This is a genomic window from Streptomyces sp. NPDC057565, assembly GCF_042801455.1.
GTDB lineage: Bacteria > Actinomycetota > Actinomycetes > Streptomycetales > Streptomycetaceae > Streptomyces > Streptomyces yanii.
Genome location: NZ_JBHVFU010000183.1, coordinates 1 through 1,300, shown reverse-complemented (window position 1 = coordinate 1,300; position 1,300 = coordinate 1). Strand labels below are relative to the sequence as shown.

General features: G+C 65.9%; 1 protein-coding gene. It reads right to left on the bottom strand.

The genetic code is table 11. From position 1 onward, the window contains the following. Positions 1-12 precede the first annotated feature (12 nt). Positions 13-1,265, bottom strand: a protein-coding gene (locus tag ACFU8W_RS52485; protein ID WP_384053009.1) for an IS3 family transposase whose coding sequence is annotated in 2 segments (ribosomal slippage) — positions 13-983 and positions 983-1,265 — 1,254 coding nt in all. Because the reading frame shifts where the segments join, the coding sequence is not laid out codon by codon here. Positions 1,266-1,300: the final 35 nt, after the last annotated feature.

Below are 1,300 nucleotides of genomic sequence, written 5' to 3'. Positions count from 1 at the left end.
TCGGTAGAGATCTCAGATTGTGGTTGTGACCTGGGGTTTCGTGGATTCCATGTAGTAGTTGGCTTCGTACTCGACGGGCGGGACGTGGCCTGTCTCACCGTGGAGCCTGCGGTGGTTGTACCAGTCGGTCCACTCGGCGGTGGCCAACTCGACATGGGCGAGCGACTTCCAGGGCCGCCGGGGCTTGATCAGCTCGGTCTTGTACAGGCCGATCGTGCTCTCCATCAGGGCATTGTCGTAGGCGTCACCGACCGATCCGGTCGAGGCGGCGATGCCGGCGGCGTCCAGATGCTCGGCAAGCCGGAAACTCGTATATTGCGATCCGGCATCCGAGTGGTGGATCAACTCGCCTGGCCGCACCGGATGTTGGTCTCGGTCACGTTGCCACACGGCCATCTCCAGGGCGTCCAGGACGAAGACCGTTTCCTTCACGGTGGCTGCGGACCAGCCCACGATCCGGCGGGAGAACGTGTCCACGACGAAGGCGACGTAGACGACACCGGACCAGGTCTTGACGTGGGTGATGTCCGCGACCCAGCAGCGGTTCGGGGCAGCGGCGACGAAGTCGCGGTCCAGCAGATCCGGCGCCCGTTCGGCCTGGCCGCCGGGCAGCGTGGTGATCACGTGCTTGCCGCGGACCGCTCCGGCGATGCCGAGTTCACGCATCAGGCGCTCGACGGTGCAGCGGGCCACGCGGTGGCCTTGCCGGTTCAGCTCACGCCAGATCTTCCTCGCCCCGTAGACACGGTAGTTGGCCTGGAAGGCCTCGCTGATCCGTTCCTTCAGTTCGGTATCGCGCACGGTCCTGGCCGACGGCGTGCTCCGGCGTTTGTGGTGGGCGTAGTAGGTGGAAGGGGCGATCTTGCAGTCGTGCTCGGTGAGCGTCCTGCAGATCGGCTCGACGCCGCCGAAGCGGCCCTTGTGCTCGTCGATGAACGCTACGAGCGTGTGTGTGGCCGGTCGAGCTCGGCCGCGAAGAAAGACGCCGCCGCCTTCAGGATCTCGTTGGCCCGCTTCAGCTCGGCGTTCTCCTTCTTCAACGCCTTGAGCTGGGCGGACTCCTCCGTCGTCGTCCCCGGCCGCTGCCCGGCGTCGATCTCGTGCTGCTTGACCCAGTTCCGCAGCGTCTCGCGGGAGCCGATGTCCAGCTTCTCGACCACCGCCTGCAAGGCCGCGGTCTCGGTCGGGTGGTCGCCGCGGACCTCGGCGACCATGCGCACCGCACGTCGGCGCAGCTCAAGCGGGTAACGGGAAGGTCGTGCCATGACTCGATCCCTTCATGAAATCGAGCCTCCATCTG